Source organism: Bradyrhizobium sp. 2TAF24, from assembly GCF_052115025.1.
In the GTDB taxonomy this organism is placed as follows: domain Bacteria; phylum Pseudomonadota; class Alphaproteobacteria; order Rhizobiales; family Xanthobacteraceae; genus Bradyrhizobium_A.
Map to the genome: position 1 here is coordinate 573,063 of NZ_JBFRFW010000001.1, position 16,397 is coordinate 589,459.

A 16,397-nucleotide genomic window follows, 5' to 3' on the forward strand; every position below is an offset into this window, starting at 1 on the left:
TCGTTAAAGTGCAAACTCTGATTGCAAGTCTTGAGTTCGCCGATTTGCGCAAAACATCGACATTTGAGTCACATCATGCAGCGCAATGCGAGATTGTGGCAAAAAAAAGGATTCTGGACACGGCCATACGCCCCGCTGCCGATGCAGCGCCGCTGGAGTCCCGAGCTTTCGCCTGCCCTGCCCCTCACGCGCAGCGCCGATACGCCCCGCAGTCGGCGCGAGCCAAGCACGACACGATGTCGCGAGAACCGGCCGTCAGATCTGGGTGGCGCCGCGCACCTCGCAGGCGCCGTCCGCTCCCTGGGTATCGACGAAACCGAAGCTCACCTTCTTGAAGGTGTGCTCGGACTTCGGCTTCACCGGCCCGGCGATGGTCTGCTGGATCTCGGTCACCTTGCCGGTGCTGCGCGTCGTGAACACGCATTTGATCTTGATGTCCTTCACCGCGAACGGATTGTCGTTGCCGATGGTGATGTCGGCGATCCCGGCGGTGTTGTGCCCGCCCTTCTTCCAGACCTGCTTGATCACCTTGATCGCGTCCGCGGGATCGGCGGCGGCAGCGGCGAGCGGAAGCAGCACGATGGCGAGCACGGCGAACGCTGACTTTTTCATGACGATCCTCATTCGAAGACGCGGCGATCGCGTCGATGATCACGCGTGAATTCTATCGCGGATGCGCCATCCTCGCAGCTCCTTTGTCGCCGTATGCGCAAGTGCTGCACGGTGCCACATCGTCGCCTTGTCGATCACGTGTAGCCGGCAACAAAGACGACCACGACCGATAGCCAGATGACGATCAGAACGACGATCCGCAGAACGCTGAAAGGACGGTGACGGACGACGATGTCTCCGTCACGATCCCAGGTCGTCTGCCCATCGCGCTTCAATGTGATGTAGGCGACGATGGCGGTGACCAGACTGACGAACGGAAGCCACAGTCCCTGCCCTCTCACCAGGACAGCAAATGCTCGCCACAACGCGCGCTTGAAGGTGAGGCGCCTGCCCTCCAGGCTTCTCACCGAGATGCCATACAGCGCCTTTCCCGGCGTCGTGCCAAAGCGGCTGAGGCAAAAAGCCTCGACCAGCAGGAAGAGGACGGCGAAGAGCAACAGCAACGGGAATAGCAGGATCGCGAGCAACAGGGGCGAGGCAGAGAACGAAAAGGCCGCCGCCGCCGAAAAGAAGACAACAGCGCCGACGATCCCGATCAGATATGCCGCGAACGTCGCATCGAGGCACCGGGCAAAAAAGCGCCGCCACGGATGCGTGTCCGCCGTCTGTTCATATGAAGCCTCGGCCCGCGATGAATCGGTGCGTGCGGCAGGGGCTGCCCCCGGGCTGCGCGGCGGCGGTGGCGGCACTGCTGAGCGGCGCGACCGCAGCCGTTCGACGACGGTCGGGTTGTCGGCGGCTTTCTCCCAGGCGCCCATTCCGTCGATCCAGACCAGGGTGTTCAATCCCGTGCCATTGGTCCGCAGCACGTTGACCAGGTCGGCGAAGCCCACCGGCCCGGCCGTCGTGCCGTTCGGGTCGATATAGTACCAAAGCTCGCTCATCCGGTTCCCCCATGCGTACGTACCCCGGGCAGCCACGCAGGGCGCAACCGGCCCGCGAGACAGCGGCACGCTCATTCCGAAGGCGCGAAGACACTCCGCGCGCTGGTCCGCACACGCACGACGAGACCCTCATGCCCCGGGGCTAGGAAATCGCGGGGCCGAGCGATCAGTCAACCGAAAGATGTGGAGGGGAAATGGTCAAGCCATCTGGTACAGTTGGGTGGGCTCGAACCACCGACCTCCTGTTCCACAGACAGGCGCTCTAACCAACTGAGCTACAACTGCATTCCCGATGACGGGGGGCGTTCTGTCCGGTCCAGCGCATGGCCCGGACGACGGCCCTCGAACGGGCCGGAAACTATGAGCATCGCGGCCCTTTGGCAAGGCCATCGGGTCGCTTTGGACAACGTTCTTGTATCGCGCGGGGCGCGCGTGAGCGCCCCGGCTCAGGTCCAGCCTCAGAGGCCGGTCTTGAAGGCCTTAGCGGCGCTGCTCTTGATCGGCTCGACCGCTTCGCTTGCCACCTTCTGGCTAAGCTCGACAAGGTCCTTCGACTGGGCCGTGAGCAGCTCGAACTGCCTGTGGGCGTGGCTATTCATGAGGCCAAACGCGTCGGTCACCGATTTCGAGCCGAGCAGCGCCTGGGCAAAGCCGAACGCCTCGTCCGTATTGGTCTTGGCGATCTCCAGCAGTTTGGTGGCGTAGTCGCTCGCCCCGCGCGTCGCCGACTGATAGGCGGCCTCGATGGCGCCATTGTTGGCTTCTGCAGCTTCCTTCAGCTTCTGATAGCCGTCGCGCGCCTGGGCAAAGCCCTTTTCGGCAAACGCGCGCATGCTCTCCGGGAAGTCGGTCAGCGAAGTGGGGGAAAACGAGAACGGATCAGAATCGCGAGCCATGCCAGCATCCTTCGGCGGGTTTGGGGAAGCGGAACCCAACCAGTGGCGGCAGGCCATCCGCAAGGATCGATTGCAGGGCGTCGCCGACCTGCAATCTCAACAGACTACCGCATCATTTTGTGCATTGCAACATTGCCGGACGCGCCCGGCCCGGACGCCGCGGCCTCAGCTTTACTTCGGCTTGGCGACATCCAGCGCCGCCTTGGTGACGGCCTGGCCGATCTCGCTCGCCTGCTCGGCCAGCGCCCGCATCTGGGCCTGGACGTATTCGCTGTGCAGCTTCATGACCTCGGTCATGTCCTTGGCCTTGAGCAGGTGCTCGGCATAGTCGAGCGACGCCGCAATGTTCTTCTCCGCGAAGGTGATGGCCTTGACACTGACGTCCTTGGCGCTGGCACGCACCGCCTCACCCTGGCCCTCGAACGAGCTGACCGCCTGCTGCGCGGAGCTCAGGAAGCCCTCGAACGCCTTGCGGGCCTGGTCGAAACTCGCCTCCGCCATGGTGCGCAGCTCCTTCGGAATCTCGAACCGGTTGTTCTGCTCCATCGCCTGCCTCCCTGCTGTCGCCGATCGCGGCGCTCTTTGCTGTTGTCGCGGGCGCGCCCAATGGACACAACCGACACCGGATTGCTCCGCCCACAGCCGACATCGTGACCGTTCGGATGTTTTTTGCAACCGCCCGCAATCTCGACGCAGCCCCCGATAACCGCGCCGAAGACCATAACAATTAAGGATATCTGAGGTTTGCGGGTATAGGCAGGGGCCCGGACATGGACCTCGGGGCGGCAGCCCTTTACTAAAGGTTTTATTAAGGCTGTTTACCTTATGGCCGCCGGCATCGACGGCCAGCATGCGGGCGACCACAGCCACCGGAGACCATTCGATCGATCATGCCGATCAATGAAGCCGAATTTCAGGTCCGGGGTATCCGCGACCCGCAGCTTGCGGTTCACGCGACCAGCGGTCGGCCGGCCTGGCTCTGGGCGAACGACGGAACGCGCATCCTTTGGGCCAATCCGGCCGGCGCCGCGGTTTTCGGCGTCCACAACAGCACCATGCTCGCCAGGCGCACCTTCGGACCGGCGGACCAGCACCGCCGTCAGGTCGCGCGGATGGCGGGGCGCCTGCCTCTCAACGGCGCCGTTCGCCTGGAACGCCTGCGGGGCTTCGGCATGTCGCTGGGACAGCTTCTCACCTGCGCCTGCACGCGGCTGGTGTTCACCGGCGGCGGCATCGGCGTGCTGGTGGTGGCACTCGACCCGGTCGGCCGCACGCTGCCCTACCAGGCCCGGCTGCTGGGCCTTGTCGACGACATCGATGCTGCGGTCGTGGCCTTCACACCCGACGGGCTGCCTGCGGTCGCCAATGCTGCGGCAACGGCGCTGCTCGCCACCACGCCCATGGCCGCCGCCGGCCCCGCATCGCTCGGGCTCGAGCCGAACATTCACGACGCCTTGCGTATCGGCCACACCGAAACGACGACAGCGGCAGGTGATGTCGTTCTGAATCGCGTCGGCCAGGGCGCCGATCTCGCGGTGATCGCGATCATCACACCGCCGGTGACTGAGGAGCCAGCCGTCGCCGAGCCGGCTGTCGAACAAGCCGCCGAACCGACCGCTCCTCAGCCGGAGGCCGCGCCTGCGGTGCACGATGCCGCACCGATCGCACCAGTGCCGCGCGCGCCGCCTCCACAGCCGGATGCGGAGCCGACGATCGATCAGGTCCATCCGAGCGCTGTGATCCTGAGCCACGAACCCGCGCCCGCGATGCCGGAGCCGACACCGCTGCCTGACATGACCGGTCATGCGGCGGCCGATGTCGCCATCACGGCCACGACAGCTGTCGAGCCGGCGGCGCCCGATCACGCATCGCCCGCGGCCGCCGCCGACATGCATGCGCGGCCCAACGACGAACCGGCTGCGCCGCTCCCTGCCGAGATCGAAACATCTGCGCAGCCCAACATCGCGGAGGCCATCCCGGCGCCAATCCCCTCCGCAACCGAGCCGGCCGCAGCAGCACCCGAACAGCCGCCCACCGCAACGCCGACGGCGACGATGGCGGCATCTCCTGTCAATCCGCCCCAAAACATCCCGCAAGACATCCCGCAAGACGCACCGCTCGACGCGGCTGCACAGCCCTTGCGACCTCAGGACGCCGGCCTCGCCCCCGCACCTGAATTCCCCCCGCCACTCGTGCCGCGCCGGCACCCGCTGCGCTTCATGTGGCAGATGGACGCGGAGGGGCGCTTCGCACTCGGCTCCGACGAGTTCTCCCGCCTGATCGGACCGCGCACGACCACGGCCTTCGGGCGGCCCTGGCCCGACATCGTCGCCGCCTTCGGGCTCGATCCGGACGGCCGCGTCGCCGCCGCCGTCGCCACCCGCGACACCTGGAGCGGGATCGTCGTCGACTGGCCCGCCGACGGCCATGGCACCCGTCTCCCTGTCGAGCTGTCGGGGCTGCCCGTCTACGATCAGGCAAGACAGTTTCTCGGCTATCGCGGCTTCGGTGTCTGCCGCGATCTCGACGCGCTCGCCAAACTCGCGGAGCTGCGACGACACGACACCCTGCTGCCGGCGCAACCGCTGCGCCCACCGCCGCCCAGCGAGCCGCAAGCCCCCCTGGACATCGACACGCCCCTGCGCGCTGGCGACACGCCTCCTCCCTCGTCTCATGGCGTTGCCTCGGCGGCGCCCGCAACGGAAACGAACAAGCCCGTGGACACTCCCCAGAACGTCGTGCCGTTCCGGCCGGCGAGCGATCTGAAAACCCCGACGCTGACCCCGGTCGAGAACAACGCCTTCAACGAACTGGCGCGCCAGCTCGCCGCACGGCTGGAATCCGAACGGCGCGAACTCGATGCCCGTGACGAAGCGCATGCGGCGCCGCCGATCGCTCCGGAGCCGCCGACGCTGGATGACCCTGCGCCGTTGGCCGCCATGATCGAAACCGCCCCGAACGAAGCTCTGCCGCAAGGCGATGCCCGGCGCGACACGCTGCTTTATAATCGCATGCCGGTCGGCATCCTGATCTACCGCCTCGACCGGCTGCTGTATGCCAACAAGACCTTCCTGGCGGGTGTCGGTTACAGCGACCTGCCGGCGCTGACGGCTGCCGGCGGCCTCGACGCGCTGTATGTCGAACCCCACGGCTCCGGCGGCAACAGCTCCAGCGAAGACGGCACGCCGGTGACGATCGCCGCCCCAGGGGGCCACGGTGCGCCAACCGATGCGCGGCTGCACCGCATCGTCTGGGACGGCGAAGATGCCCATGCGCTGATCTTTGCCGCGGTGACGTCGCTGGGATCGCAGCCACCAGCGGCCGCGCCGGCTGCGCCACCTCCCCTCGCCCCCGCGACCTCGGTGGAGGAAGAGCTCGGGACCATCCTCGACGCCACTGACGACGGCATCCTGATCTTCGACGCCGCCGGCGACATCGTCACCTGCAACCGTGGCGCCGAAACCATGTTCGGATACGGCGACCGCGACATCGTGCGCTGCCATCTCACCGACCTGTTCGCTCCGGCCGATCACGACACGATCCGCAAGGCCATCGCGGAGGTCGGCCACGCGGGCCCGACCGGCCGCATCAGCGCCAGCGCCAAGGGGCGCACGCATGGCGGCGACGTCGTGCCGCTGCGCCTGACGCTCGGCCGCAGCACCGCGCATGGCGACCGCTTCTTTGCCATCGGCCGCCGCGAGGCAGCACCGCAAGCGCCCGGCGCGACAACGGCGGACACGCCGCAGCCCGATCGTGCCGCGCACGCCCGCGCGGACATTCTGGCTCGCATCAGCCACGAGGTTCGCACCCCGCTCAATGCGATCATCGGCTTCACCGATGTGATGGTCGAGGAACGTTTCGGCGCGCTCGGCAACGAGCGCTATGCCGCCTATCTCAAGGACATCCGCGCCGCCGGCGAGCGCGTGCTGACCATCATCAACGACATGCTCGATCTGTCTCGCGCCGAAACCGGCAAGCTCGACCTCACATTCGCGCGGCAGGATCTCAACGACATGGTCGAAAAATGCGTGACGATCATGCAGCCGCAGGCCAATCGCGAACGCATCATCATCCGCACGTCGCTCGCCCATGCGCTGCCGCCGGTGACGGCCGACGCCGGCGCCCTGCGCCAGATCGTGCTGAACCTGGTCGGCAACTCGATCCATGTCGCCCGCGCCGGCGGCCAGGTCATCGTCTCGACCGCGCTCACTGATCTCGGCGACGTGGTGCTGCGGATTCGCGATACCGGTCGCGGTCTCAATCATCCTGAAACCGACGCTGCCGGTGATCCGTCACGGTCATCCGCCGGCGAGCAGCTCGCCCAGGACAATGCCGGCATCAACCTGTCGCTCACCAAGGCGCTGGTGGAAGCCAATCGCGGCCAATTCCAGATCAAGGCGACCCCGCAGGCCGGGACACTGGTCGAGGTCGCGTTCTCACCGAAAGCTGCCCGCGCGGTTTGAGCGCCGCGGCAGCCGACGGTGGAACGTTATCCACGCGTCATAATTCCGTCCGCAGGACACGCCACAATTGCACCACAGACCATTGGAACAAAGATGCGTGTGTTGGCGCTGCTGTTGACCGTCCGATCTGGCGATCGGACCCGTCGTGAGCGCCCGTGGTGAATGACATTCGATGTCCGTGACACTCTCCTTCTTTCACCGCCATCGGTCGTGGATCGGGTGGCCGTTTGCGTCACTCGCGCTTGGCGTGCTGGCGATGGCCGCACCGGCGGCCGCGGCTGAGAATCCCTGGGCGTTCATCGAGAAGGCCGCGCCGGCAGCCGATGCCCCCGCGATCGGTCCCGACAAGGCCAGTGCCACCGCAGACATCGAGGCCACCGCGCTGCCCGATGCAGCAAGCGTCGACTGGAGCGCGCTGAATTCCAACCAGCCCTCAGCGTCCGAACTCGGGCGCCGACCGACGCAGCGTGCCAATGTCCGTAACGTCGACGCCAGTCCGTCAGCGTGGTCCCGCGACAGCAAGCCGGAAGGTTTTTCTTCCCTGACGGTGAAGCAGGCCGTGACACCGTTCTGGGATACCCGCGTCGGGGCCGACATGAACGTGGCCGGCGGCCCCTATACGCTCGCGCCGCTCCCGGAAAAGCTCTCCACAGATCCACGGCTGTCACAATCTTCAGGCACGGCCTGGGCATCGATGACGGCCCCCGGCCTCGGACCGGTCTGGGACAAGACGGCCATCGAGGCCCGCGTCGACCCGCTTCAGGACCAGAGCAAGGTCGGCACATCCATCAGCAAGTCGGTGCCGTTGAACGGTGATGCCTATTCGCTCACCCTTGAGGGGGGCTATCACGTCATCGAACAATCCTTCGCACCGGTGGCGCGCCGCGCAGCACGCAGTTACGAGGTCGACCACGCCGCGAAACTGAATATCGCCGAGACCGGCACGAGCTTCGTCGCTGGCCAGTCGTTCTCCGCCAACGACGACAGGTGGCTCGGGCGGGTAGGCGCCGAGCAGAAGCTATTCGGCGGCGTCAGCCTGTCGGGGCAGGTCAGTGAAACCGCCACCGGCAGCCTGAATAAAAGCCTGACTGCAGGTTTCAAGAGCAACTGGTAAAAGATTCGGCTACAACCGCCTCCGATTCATTCCGAAGGATTGCCGGGGACACGCCGCAGATTGGCCGCGCTATGGCCAAAATCGGCTGGACTGATGGCGCCGTAACTTTCGTCGTGCGGGGGACAGTCCGCGCTCGCTCCATGCGAAACAGGGAAAAGCCGATGAATGCCATTCGACCAGAGAAGCCCGAAACACCCGAGGACGACGCCAATCTGGCCGCCGTCACGGAGGTCGAGGCCGGAATTCGGGACTTCGTGCGCAACGACATCGCCTATCTGCGCCGGCCCGCTGGTGGTGCCGCCAGCGACGTGCCTCTGGATGCCTCCGCCGAAGCCACCGTCAGCAATGTCAACTCGCTGATCCAGCGCGTCGCAGGGACGTCCTTGACAGAAATCGAGAACCTGATCGGCGAGCTCGAGGCGCTCCGCGACCTCCTGCACAGCGAAGGTCAGCGCGTGCAGCGGGAAATCGCCGGCTATGCCCAGCTCAGCCAGGCCGCGATGAAGTCGACCCGCATGATCGCCGACAACGTCGCTCAGTGGAAGCGCGCCGCGGAAAACGTGCGCCAGCTCTGATCTGGGCGGCCTCGCCCGAGGGCCCGTGCATTCGACCCCGCCGCCTTTCGAACGAAAGGCGGCGGCTTCGTTCCGGGTCATCCCGTGTGGCGGACCTGACATGGCTTCGCAACGGCCGCACGGCCTCCAAGCGAAGCATGGTGTGGCAGATCCGCCGCACGGCTGCGCGCATCCCCATCACACCTTGAACCTGCGCCCACCCGGCCGCGACCAACGGCCGTTGCCGCGCATTTGCGGCCGACACGCGACAATACCAGCAGTTGTGCGCGGGCCTCTGTCCGCCACCGTGCAGCGGCACCGCTGGCGCGGCGGGGACAACCGGGGATCATTTCGTGAAGATTATTCGCCCGAACAATTCCGACCCGATTCCCGCCCCGCCATCACAGCACCGCATGGGCCGAATCTTTCTGCGTTTCGTCGCGCTGCTGGCCGTCGCCGTCGTGCTGCTGGCATTGGCCTGGAGCCGTTAGCTCCAGCGCTTTCGAGCGAGGCATGCTCCCGGACTTGATTCGGGATGGGCTTGGGTTCGCGTGAAGGCAACGCGTCAAAACGAAAAATGAGAGCGCATTCGCGCTTTCACCAGGAGCGAACGTGCTCTAGCGTCGCGGCGGCGGCGCTGCAGCCGCCAGCGGAGGCTTCGCCCAAGCGGCGGTGACGTCACCGCCGAGCCGCAGATTGATGAAGGGCCGCCGCGGCGCCATCAGTGCAAGCAACTGCGGATCATGGACATGGGTCTGATAAGGCTCCAGCCAGGCCAGGTCACTGGTGAAGGTCCAGGGAAACAGCTTTTGCGGCGTCGGCAGATAGGCCGAAAAACTGTTCGGGTCGATCACCGCGCGGATCACCAGATCAGCGAGCCGCCGTAGCGCGCCATTGTTCTCGGCATAGAGATCGACACCCCGGGCACGAGCCAGCTCCGCGGTGAACACCAGCGGGATCAGCGCGAAGTTGTGATAGTGCAGCGCGCGCTCGCCGCGTTTGAGTTCGCGCGCGAGCGTGCCATCGGGCTGGATGTCACGGATGCCCTCGCGCGCCCGCGCGATGCCGGCATCCACCAGGTCCGGCCGATCGGCCAGCGTGCCGATCGCCGCGAGGTTCAGACCGGCCCAGTAGACGAGATTGTTGTGCAGATGATTGATGGCGTCGGCGTCGCGCGTCGCGGCCGCGATCCGCACCAGCCATGGCACGATCTCGGGCATCGCCGCCGGCATTGGACGGCCTGCCCGCCGAATCCTCAGCAACACCAGCGCAAAATCGGTGCCCGCCCAGGACCGCTCATAATAGCCTTGATAGCCACGAAGCGGCGCCATCAGCGCGTCGGCGTGCGCCCATTGGCCAAGCAGATCCGCCAGACAGGACACATCGCCAGCATCGGACGCCTTGTTCACCCGATCGATGAACGCATGGAGCGGCGCGATCGCCCGGCCATAACCTTCCGGATCATCGTAAAAGCCGGGGACATCAACGGAAGCGAGCGGCGGCGGCACCTCACAGGCAGGCGCCGTGGATATGAGCAGCAGCATGCCAAGCGCCCCCAGGATCAGTGAGCACACCGGGCTTGGGCGTCGTGACGGCACGATACTCATCATCCTCGATATCCGAATGTCGTGGCTCTCCCAACGCACCGGTACCATCCCGGTGCGGCAACGCAACGCCACAGATGTCTGGAGATCGAGAGGATAACGGCCCGGCGTGTGCTTAGCGTGACGCCTCATCCTCGAGCTGATAGCGGCCGTCAGCCTGCCCCTTGACCACCTGAACGGTGGTGAACATCACCGCCAGGGTCACCGTGGCGAAGATGAAGCCGACGATTTTCAGTCCGGCCCGGTCGGCCATGGTGGTCCCCATCAGTGCGTGCAGTTTGGTCGGGCGGTCGCCGCAACAGGTTCAAAATGATGCTGCGGCCACATTCTGACGAAAGTCTTAACGAGGCGTTTACCCGGCGGGAGATAGGCAAAAAATGCCCCATCCACGCAAGAGGTTTTCCACAGCCGGCGAGATCAACTTATCCGGCGCGGGATGAAGCCGATCGCGGTGAAGGAGAACGCCAGCTCACCCCGCTGGTTGGTGGCGCTGTTGCGGGCTTCCAGAATGCCCCACTCGGGCTTCGACCCGGACGCCCGCAGCGAGGTGATCTCCGAGCTGTAGGTCAGGGTGTCGCCGGCCAGCACCGGCTTGTGCCATTTCAGATCGCGGAAACCGGGCGACGGACCGGACGGCGGCTCGACCACGCCGCGCGCTGCCGCCTCCTCGATCTCCCCGCGGCGCTTGGTGACCAGCAGCTTCATGCCGACCGACGCCACATGCCAGCCGGAGGCGGCAAGGCCGCCGAACAGCGACTTGCGCCCCGCCTCCTCATCGAGATGAAACGGCTGCGGATCGAACTGGCGCGCGAACGCCTTGATCAGCTCCGCGGTGAAGGTGAACGAGCCCAGCTCGCTGCGCGCGCCGACTTCCATGTCGTCAAGATAGGGCATGAGCGTTCCTCACGCCGCCGGCGCGGCGTCGCGCCGGCGAAACATCGCCGGCCATCGTCCTTCCAGCAGCTTTTGCCCGGAAGCGTTGTGGATTTCGACCCTGAGCGTCACGATGCCAAGCTCCGGCCGGTTGCGTGACACCCGCGTCTCCAGCACATGGACATCGAGGGTGATGTCGTCCCCCGGTCGCAGCGGCGCGAGCCATTTCAGCTCGTCGATGCCGGGACCGCCCAGCGACGTGGACCGGAGCAAAAAGCCGTCGCAGATCATCCGCATCATCAGCGAGCACAGATGCCAGCCCGACGCCGACAGGCCGCGCAGCATCGAATGCTTCGCCGCCTCTTCGTCGAGATGCATGGGCTGCGGATCGAACTCGGCCGCAAAAGCGATGATTTCTTCCCGCGTCACATGGCGCGGGCCGAAAGTCCCGAAATGACCGGGTTCAAAATCTTCAAAAGACAGCGTCATGGATGGGGATGACATCTTGCATAGCCTGATTGTGGCCGTTATTGGCGGCAATCTCAAGCCATCCGGTCCGCACGGCCGGGTTGCGATCTTGCCGCGTGAACGCGTGGAGGCTAAGCCGTGCCGCCGATGCCCGTGGAGCGCCCGCTCCGCCGACGGGTCGGTGTGGCGAACGGGACCCCCGTCCACGCGGCCATGCCGAACGTGACGTGATTGCAGGGAGATTGCCGATGTTCGAATTTCGCGACTTGTTCCAGTGGGATCGGTTCATCACGCCGACGATCATCAAGTCGTTCTACTGGCTTGTCATCATCCTGATCGGATTGGGCGGCCTGTCGGGCATCTTCTCCGGCCTTGCGCTGATGGCGGTCACCCCGTTCGGCGGTTTCATCAGCATCCTGCTCAGTCTGGCGGGCATCATCGTCGGGCTGATCTCCGCGCGCATCGGCGCCGAGTTCATCCTGATCGTGTTCCGCATCAACGAGCACCTCGGCGCGATCCGCGACCAGGGCCAGCACCACTAAGCCAGTTGTCCGGCACGACGCGGCGGGATCGGCAAGATCCGGCCGCGTCGGCCTCAAGGCCCATCCGCCTCAGTTATTGAAGCGGAAGTGCATGACGTCGCCGTCGGCGACGACGTATTCCTTGCCTTCCAGCCGCAGCTTGCCGGCATCGCGCGCACCGGCCTCACCGCTGAACGCAACATAGTCGTCGAAGGCGATGGTCTCGGCGCGGATGAAGCCCTTCTCGAAATCGGTATGGATGACGCCGGCGGCCGCCGGCGCCTTGGTGCCGCGCGTGATGGTCCAGGCGCGGGCCTCCTTCGGACCGACCGTGAAATAGGTGATCAGGTCAAGCAGCTGATACCCGGCGCGGATCAGGCGGTCGAGCCCGGGCTCTTCCAGCTCCAGCGTGGCGAGGAACTCCTCGCGCTCCTCGCGCGACAGCGTCGCGATCTCGGATTCGATCTTGGCCGAAATAACCACCGCGACCGCGCCTTCCTTCTTGGCGAACTCGGCGACGGCCGCGGAGAACGAGTTGCCGCTGTGGGCCGAGCTCTCCTCGACGTTGCAGACATAGAGCACGGGCTTCGACGACAGCAGGCCGAGCATGCGGAACACGCGCTCTTCCTCGGGCTTGCGCTCCAGGAGGCGTGCCGGCTTGCCGTCGCGCAGCAGGACGAGCGCCCGCTGCACGAGATCCAGCATCTCCTTGGAGTCCTTGTCGCCACCCTTGGCCTTCTTGCTGAGGTTGTCGACACGCTTCTCGAGGCTGTCGAGGTCGGCGAGCATCAGCTCGGTCTCGATGGTCTCGATGTCGGCGAGCGGCGCGATCTTGCCTTCGACATGGGTGATGTCGTCGTCCTCGAAGCAGCGCACCACATGCGCCACCGCATCGACCTCACGGATGTTGGCAAGGAACTGATTGCCGAGGCCCTCGCCCTTCGAGGCGCCGCGCACCAACCCTGCGATATCGACGAAGGTGAGCTGGGTCGGAATGATCTGGCCGGACTTGGCAATCCCGGCCAGCTTGTCGAGCCGCTGATCCGGCACCGCCACGGCGCCGACATTCGGCTCGATGGTGCAGAACGGATAGTTGGCGGCCTGCGCCGAGGCCGTCTCGGTCAGCGCGTTGAACAGCGTCGATTTGCCGACATTGGGCAGACCGACGATTCCGCATTTGAATCCCATAGCGTGTCCTGAATGCTGTTACGGCGTCGCGCCGCCGTTGCCGTTGCCGTTGTCACCGTTGGCGCCGAAGCCCTTCGCTTCCATCGCCAGATGCACCTTGTTCTGGAACGAGGAGTCGCGCCCCCCGGCGATCAGCCCCGCATGGTCGGCGACGGCCTCGCACAGCGCCTCGACCCACGGCTGGTCCGACTTGGCGAAATCGCCGAGCACATGACCATGCACCCGTTCCTTCACGCCGGGATGACCGATGCCAAGGCGGATGCGGCGATAGTCGTTGCCGACATGAGCCGAGATCGACCGCAGACCGTTGTGGCCGGCGATGCCGCCCCCGACCTTGAGGCGGACCTTGCCCGGCGGCAGCTCGAGTTCGTCGTGAAAGACGGAGATGTCGCCGAGGCCGATCTTGAAGAAATGCGCGGCCTCGCCGACGGCGCGGCCGGATTCGTTCATGTACGTCGTCGGCTTCAGCAGCACGACACGCTCGCCGTCGAGCGTGCCTTCCGAGGTCTCCCCCTGAAAGCGGCGGCGCCACGGTGAGAAACCGTGACGCCGCGCAATCGCATCGACAGCCATGAACCCGATATTGTGCCGGTTGCGCTCGTACTTCGAGCCGGGATTGCCCAGTCCGACGAACAGGCGCATGGCGCGGGTTGCTGGTTACTTCTTCTTGTCGCCGCCGGCCGCGGGGGCCTTGGCAGCAGCGGGAGCCTTGGCCGCAGGAGCCTTGGCAGCGGCAGCCGCCGCCGCGGGCGCCGCGGCACCGGCAGCAGGCGCAGCCGCGTCACCGGCCGGCTTGCTCTCCTCGTTGTAGCCCGACGGCGGCACGACGGTGACCAGGGTCTGGTCATCGCGCGACACGACCTTCACGCCCTTCGGCAGCACGACTTCGCTGAGGTGCACCGAGTTGTTGATCTCGAGCTTGCTGACGTCAACCTCGATGAACTGCGGAATGTGATCGACTTCCGCTTCCAGCTCGACGGTGTGGTTGACGATGTTGACGGTGCCGCCGCGCTTGACGCCGGGCGAGGCTTCCGCGCCCACCACGTGCAGCGGAACGCTGACGCGGATGGTCGCGCCTTCGCCGAGGCGCAGGAAGTCGACATGGATCGGGAAGTCCTTCACCGGATCGAGCGCGTAGTCGCGCGGAATCACACGGTGCTTCTTGCCCTCGAGATCGATGTTGAAGATCGTGGTGAGGAAGTGGCCGGCGAAGATGTTCTGACGCAGCGCCTTGTCGTCGAGCGAGATGGTCAGCGGGGCCTGATTGTCACCATAGATCACTGCCGGCACGCGGCCAGCACGGCGTTCTGCGCGGGCGGCCCCCTTGCCGGCCTTCGGACGCGCGGTCGCCTTCAATTCCTTGACGGTCGCCATTGTTGTCAGTCCTTGTTGCGAACATGCCCCGGACGCGCGGAAGCAGCCCGCAGCGTCAAAAACACGTTCATTTTCATAAAGTTAAAGGCCGCACCGCGGCCTCGTGAAACGCCTGCCACAAGCCTCCAGGGGTGCGGGGGTGGCAGACCGCGGCCGTCATAGCCCCAAAGGGGCGAAAACACAAGGAATGCCGGGGATTTTCTGGCTCGGACACGCCGCCCATTGCCATCGGGCAAGGGAGGTTATTAGATGCACGTGCAACTATTCCAAGAAGGTGGCTCACCACGCAACCAGCCATCCGCACAACCATCCCGGGAGGACTTCAAGATGTTCAGCCGACGCCACTTCCTGACCACCGCTGCCACGGCGGGCCTTGCCGCCACCTTCGCCGGACGCGGACATGCCGATGCCGCCTGGCCGACGCGGCCCGTGCGCCTGATCGTGCCCTATGCCGCCGGCGGCGGCACCGACTTCTTCGCGCGCCTCGCCGGCACGGCCATGAGCGCCACCCTTGGCCAGCAGATCGTGGTCGAGAACCGCCCGGGCGCCGGCACCAACATCGGCGCCGAAGCCGCCGCCAAGGCCGAAGCCGATGGCTACACCTTCCTGCTCGGCGACACCTCGACCTACGCCTCCAACCGCTCGCTGTACCAGAAGCTCGCCTACGACGCGCACAAGGATCTCGCGCCGGTGACGCTGACCGGGCGCTTCGCGCTGGTGCTGATGGTCAACACCGACAAGCTCAATGTCGGCTCGGTCAAGGAGCTCATCGAGACCGCCCGGAAGGCCCCGGGTGCCATCGACTATGCCAGCGCCGGCGTCGGCTCGCCGTTCCACCTCGCCGCCGAGCTGTTCGCGCAAGGCGCCGGCATCAAGATCAACCATGTGCCCTACAAGGGCGCGGGCCCCGCGCTGCAGGATCTCGCCAGCGGCCAGATCGGCATGATGTTCATCGACTTCGCCACCGCCCGCGGCCAGCTCAACCTCAAGGGGCTGAAGGCGATCGCGGTGTGCTCGCCGAAGGAATTCTACGGCCTGCCCGGTGTGCCACCGGTCGCCGCCGACATTCCCGGCTACGAGGCCTGGGCCTGGCAGGGCTTCTCGGCACCGATAAAAACCGCCCCGGACATCATCGCCAAATTCCGCGAGGCCTATCTCAGGGCGGTCAACGATCCGGACAACCGTCAGAAGATCATCGCCGCACGGCGTAACGATTGGCGCTGTCCAGATCGCCGAACAGCGCCTTGGCTTTCCGGTTCTGCATCAGCGCCGCGGCGAGATCGTCAGGAACGCCTGCGGTCTTCTGCGGCGCATAGGCGCCATCCCAACGGCCGTCCGCCTTGGCTCGCTCGATCTCACGCAGCCCTGCCGCGGCCATGCGCTTTTCCGCGATCAGCTCGATCGCCCGGTCGCGGTTCTTCTGCGACCACTTGCTACCGGACCTGCGCGGGGTGAAGCGGATCAACCACCAGTCGGCATCGTAGACATCGAGCTGACCGTCGATCCAGCCGTGGCAGAGGGCGCCGTCGATCGCCTCCGGGCGGGTCACGCTGGGCGTCCCCGCCGACTTCTTCGCCAGCTTGAGCCAGACGCCGGGCGCAGCGGCAGGCTGCGCTTTTAGCCACGCCTCCCACGCACGCGGGCTCTCGAAAGCCAAAATCGGAAGATCGCGAAGCATCCCGGCCCGCCCAGCTGGCTTGCGCTTCACAATGGACCCAACTGTCTTGCCAGCCGACGCTTTGCCGTTCGCCGACACTGCTGCGGCCGCCTTTCGGGCAGGCGCCTT

At 65.8% G+C, this 16,397-nt stretch carries 17 protein-coding genes and 1 tRNA gene; 6 read left to right on the top strand and 12 right to left on the bottom strand.

The window, feature by feature from the left end:
* Nucleotides 1-255 precede the first annotated feature (255 nt).
* The 5 genes from AB4Z37_RS02505 to AB4Z37_RS02525 all read right to left on the bottom strand — a co-directional run bounded on the left by AB4Z37_RS02505 (nucleotide 256) and on the right by AB4Z37_RS02525 (nucleotide 2,998).
* On the bottom strand, nucleotides 256-612 hold the full coding sequence (locus tag AB4Z37_RS02505) for a hypothetical protein (RefSeq protein WP_441515090.1): 357 nt from the start codon (nucleotides 610-612) through the stop codon (nucleotides 256-258).
* Nucleotides 613-746: 134 nt separating this feature from the next.
* Nucleotides 747-1,556 carry an RDD family protein gene (locus AB4Z37_RS02510; RefSeq protein ID WP_441515091.1) on the bottom strand — a complete coding sequence of 270 codons (810 nt, stop codon included), beginning with the start codon at nucleotides 1,554-1,556 and terminating at the stop codon, nucleotides 747-749.
* A gap of 208 nt (nucleotides 1,557-1,764) precedes the next feature.
* A tRNA-His gene (locus AB4Z37_RS02515) sits at nucleotides 1,765-1,841 on the bottom strand.
* Between the two features lie 173 nt (nucleotides 1,842-2,014).
* Nucleotides 2,015-2,452 carry a phasin gene (locus AB4Z37_RS02520; protein WP_441515092.1) on the bottom strand — a complete coding sequence of 146 codons (438 nt, stop codon included), beginning with the start codon at nucleotides 2,450-2,452 and terminating at the stop codon, nucleotides 2,015-2,017.
* Nucleotides 2,453-2,623: 171 nt separating this feature from the next.
* The gene (locus AB4Z37_RS02525) at nucleotides 2,624-2,998 is read right to left on the bottom strand and encodes a phasin family protein (RefSeq protein WP_441515093.1); all 375 of its coding nucleotides are present in this window, start codon (nucleotides 2,996-2,998) and stop codon (nucleotides 2,624-2,626) included.
* A gap of 344 nt (nucleotides 2,999-3,342) precedes the next feature.
* Here AB4Z37_RS02525 and AB4Z37_RS02530 point away from each other — a divergent pair, with 344 nt between their 5' ends.
* The 4 genes from AB4Z37_RS02530 to AB4Z37_RS02545 all read left to right on the top strand — a co-directional run bounded on the left by AB4Z37_RS02530 (nucleotide 3,343) and on the right by AB4Z37_RS02545 (nucleotide 9,074).
* A complete protein-coding gene (locus AB4Z37_RS02530) occupies nucleotides 3,343-6,915 on the top strand; it encodes a PAS domain-containing protein (RefSeq protein ID WP_441515094.1) in 3,573 nt (1,190 codons plus the stop codon).
* A gap of 172 nt (nucleotides 6,916-7,087) precedes the next feature.
* Nucleotides 7,088-8,029: a hypothetical protein gene (locus tag AB4Z37_RS02535; RefSeq protein WP_441515095.1), complete on the top strand. Its 942-nt coding sequence runs from the start codon at nucleotides 7,088-7,090 to the stop codon at nucleotides 8,027-8,029.
* Nucleotides 8,030-8,190: 161 nt separating this feature from the next.
* Entirely contained in the window at nucleotides 8,191-8,604 is a 414-nt protein-coding gene (locus AB4Z37_RS02540; RefSeq protein ID WP_441515244.1) for a hypothetical protein, read from the top strand.
* A gap of 332 nt (nucleotides 8,605-8,936) precedes the next feature.
* Nucleotides 8,937-9,074, top strand: coding sequence for a hypothetical protein (locus AB4Z37_RS02545; protein ID WP_441515096.1), 138 nt, complete (start codon nucleotides 8,937-8,939; stop codon nucleotides 9,072-9,074).
* A 126-nt stretch (nucleotides 9,075-9,200) separates the two neighbouring features.
* Here the strand turns inward: AB4Z37_RS02545 and AB4Z37_RS02550 are convergent, their stop codons facing one another.
* The 4 genes from AB4Z37_RS02550 to AB4Z37_RS02565 form a co-directional block, all read right to left on the bottom strand.
* Nucleotides 9,201-10,193, bottom strand: a complete 993-nt coding sequence (locus tag AB4Z37_RS02550; protein WP_441515097.1) for an alginate lyase family protein — start codon at nucleotides 10,191-10,193, stop codon at nucleotides 9,201-9,203.
* A 109-nt stretch (nucleotides 10,194-10,302) separates the two neighbouring features.
* A complete protein-coding gene (locus AB4Z37_RS02555; protein ID WP_441515256.1) occupies nucleotides 10,303-10,452 on the bottom strand; it encodes a hypothetical protein in 150 nt (49 codons plus the stop codon).
* 152 nt (nucleotides 10,453-10,604) lie between these two features.
* On the bottom strand, nucleotides 10,605-11,081 hold the full coding sequence (locus AB4Z37_RS02560) for a MaoC family dehydratase (protein WP_441515098.1): 477 nt from the start codon (nucleotides 11,079-11,081) through the stop codon (nucleotides 10,605-10,607).
* A gap of 9 nt (nucleotides 11,082-11,090) precedes the next feature.
* Nucleotides 11,091-11,549, bottom strand: coding sequence for a MaoC family dehydratase (locus AB4Z37_RS02565; RefSeq protein ID WP_441515245.1), 459 nt, complete (start codon nucleotides 11,547-11,549; stop codon nucleotides 11,091-11,093).
* Between the two features lie 227 nt (nucleotides 11,550-11,776).
* Here AB4Z37_RS02565 and AB4Z37_RS02570 point away from each other — a divergent pair, with 227 nt between their 5' ends.
* A complete protein-coding gene (locus AB4Z37_RS02570; RefSeq protein WP_441515099.1) occupies nucleotides 11,777-12,070 on the top strand; it encodes a DUF4282 domain-containing protein in 294 nt (97 codons plus the stop codon).
* A gap of 69 nt (nucleotides 12,071-12,139) precedes the next feature.
* On the opposite strand, the gene ychF is transcribed toward AB4Z37_RS02570, so the two are convergent.
* From ychF to AB4Z37_RS02585, 3 genes are read right to left on the bottom strand one after another with little or no spacing between them, the layout of a single operon-like run.
* Nucleotides 12,140-13,237, bottom strand: coding sequence for a redox-regulated ATPase YchF (ychF, locus tag AB4Z37_RS02575; RefSeq protein ID WP_441515100.1), 1,098 nt, complete (start codon nucleotides 13,235-13,237; stop codon nucleotides 12,140-12,142).
* A gap of 18 nt (nucleotides 13,238-13,255) precedes the next feature.
* Complete coding sequence (pth, locus tag AB4Z37_RS02580) at nucleotides 13,256-13,879, bottom strand: aminoacyl-tRNA hydrolase (protein ID WP_441515101.1); 624 nt, start codon at nucleotides 13,877-13,879, stop codon at nucleotides 13,256-13,258.
* Between the two features lie 15 nt (nucleotides 13,880-13,894).
* Entirely contained in the window at nucleotides 13,895-14,611 is a 717-nt protein-coding gene (locus AB4Z37_RS02585; RefSeq protein ID WP_441515102.1) for a 50S ribosomal protein L25/general stress protein Ctc, read from the bottom strand.
* A 327-nt stretch (nucleotides 14,612-14,938) separates the two neighbouring features.
* Between AB4Z37_RS02585 and AB4Z37_RS02590 the strand changes: the two genes are divergently transcribed.
* Complete coding sequence (locus AB4Z37_RS02590; RefSeq protein ID WP_441515103.1) at nucleotides 14,939-16,066, top strand: Bug family tripartite tricarboxylate transporter substrate binding protein; 1,128 nt, start codon at nucleotides 14,939-14,941, stop codon at nucleotides 16,064-16,066.
* Nucleotides 16,067-16,397: the final 331 nt, after the last annotated feature.